This is a genomic window from Arthrobacter sp. SW1, from assembly GCF_001766675.1.
In the GTDB taxonomy this organism is placed as follows: domain Bacteria; phylum Actinomycetota; class Actinomycetes; order Actinomycetales; family Micrococcaceae; genus Arthrobacter.
The window spans coordinates 1-1,969 of sequence record NZ_MJLT01000037.1 but is presented as its reverse complement, the minus strand read 5'-3'; the positions used below and the strand labels follow the sequence as shown (position 1 = coordinate 1,969).

The window sequence follows — 1,969 nt, the reverse complement described above, 5'->3', positions numbered from 1 at the left end:
GGCCACGCCGAATACGGCGGGGCCAGCAGCGTGGACCTCATCCGCAAATACCCCGAGCGCATCGGCTACCTGCACCTGAAGCAGATCAACCCGGACATCCTCGCCAAGGTCCGGGCGGAGAACAAGACCTGGGCCCAGGCCAACCTGGACGGCGTCATGACCGAGCCGCCCACCGGGCTGCCGGACCTCAACGAGGTCATCCTCGAGGTCGAGAAGCTGGACCGCCCGGTCTTCGGCATTGTGGAACAGGACATGTACCCCGTGGCGTTCGACGTTCCGCTGCCCATCGCCACCCGTACGCGCAAGTACCTGCTCAGCTGCGGATCCCGTACCAGGGTCTCCTGACCTCGCCGCCCAGCCCACGCCACCAGAAAGGCACAATCCACCATGAGTGAAAACCTGCGCGTCGCCGTCATCGGTGCCGGCCGCATGGGTGCGGACCACGTCCAGCGCCTGCACACCCGCATCCACGGAGCGGAGGTCGCAGCCGTCGTCGACATCGACCTTGAGCGCGCCAATGCAGCCATCGCCGGCATCCCGGGAGCCAAGGCATACGCCACCGCAGCGGAGGCCTACGCTTCCGGCGATGTCAACGCCGTTGTCATCGCCACCCCCGGCTTCCTCCACGAGGAAGCGCTGCTGGAGGCGCTGCCACTGGACATCCCGATCCTGTGCGAAAAGCCACTCACCACTGACTCCGGCTCCGCCTGGAAAGTTGTCGAAGCCGAGGTCGCCACCGGCCGCAAGCGCATCCAAGTGGGCTTCATGCGCCGCTATGACACCGAATACGCCGAGCTCGGCCGGCTCATCGGCAACGGCGAACTGGGCGAACTGCTCATGTTGCACTGCCGCCACCGCAACCCGGACACCCCTCCCGGCTTCACCAACGAAATGCTCATCAACGACTCCGTGGTCCACGAATTCGACGTGATCCGCTTCCTGACCGGCGAGGAAATCACCTCGGTCCAGGTCCGCACCGGCAAGCGCTCGCGCCGCGCTCCGGAAGGGCAGCACGACCCCCAGCACGTGCTCATCGAAACGGAATCCGGCGTGCTGGCCGACGTCGAGATCTTCGTCAACGCCCAGTTCGGTTATGAGGTGGCCACCCAGGCCGCCTTCGAGGACGGCATCGTGGACATCGGAGGCGACGGCGGCCCGTACCTGCGCCGGAGCGGCAGCTGGGGCGGCAAGGTCACCCCGAGCTTCATCGAGCGTTTCGGTACCGCCTACGACGTCGAGGTGCAGGCCTGGGTGGACGCCGCCCACCGCGGCGAGCTGGGCGGCCCCTCCGCCTGGGACGGGTATGCCACCGCTGCCTGCTGCGAGGCCGGCGTCGAGGCGCAGAAGACCGGCGGCAAGGTCGCTGTCTCGCTGAAGGAGAAGCCGGAGCTTTACCGATGAAGATCGCGCTGGATCCCACGCCGTTCCACCACAGCCACTCGCTGCTGGAGTTCCCGGCGCTCGCGGCCGAGCTGGGCTTCAAGTACCTCCAGATGACGCCGCACGCGGACATGATCCCGTTCTTCCGCCACCCCAAGGCGGACGACGCGCTCGTGGCGCAGTTCCGCAGGAACTGCCAGGCGGCCGGCGTCGAAGTGGCTTCGGTGCTGCCGGTGCTGCGCTGGTCCGGGCCCGATGAAACCGCCCGGCAGGCCGCCGTCCGGTTTTGGAAGCGTGCCATCCAGATCTCCGTGGACCTGGGTTGCACCCAGATGAACACGGAGTTCTCCGGCCGCCCGGAGCTCCCGGAAGAGTCCGAAGCCTGCTTCTACAAGTCCATGGAGGAGCTCCTGCCGGTCTTCGAACGCGAGGGCGTGCACGTGGCCATCGACCCGCACCCGGACGACTTCGTGGAGGAAGGCCTGGCCGCCTGGCGCGTGATCCGTGGCCTGAACTCCCCGAACGTCGGCATGGTGTACGTGGCTTCGCACACCTTCCACATGAAGGATGCGCCGCTGGACATCATGCG

At 67.0% G+C, this 1,969-nt stretch carries 2 protein-coding genes and 1 pseudogene; all 3 read left to right on the top strand.

Annotated features, from left to right (window positions below; translation table 11 throughout):
- A pseudogene (locus BIU82_RS13330) lies at window positions 1-345 on the top strand (2-keto-myo-inositol dehydratase); the annotation flags it as partial.
- 42 nt (window positions 346-387) lie between these two features.
- Window positions 388-1,401: a Gfo/Idh/MocA family oxidoreductase gene (locus tag BIU82_RS13325; protein ID WP_070349960.1), complete on the top strand. Its 1,014-nt coding sequence runs from the start codon at window positions 388-390 to the stop codon at window positions 1,399-1,401.
- Window positions 1,398-1,969, top strand: a 572-nt coding sequence (locus BIU82_RS13320) for a sugar phosphate isomerase/epimerase family protein (protein WP_070349959.1), incomplete at its 3' end; no start/stop codon positions are given. The genes BIU82_RS13325 and BIU82_RS13320, both read left to right, overlap by 4 nt.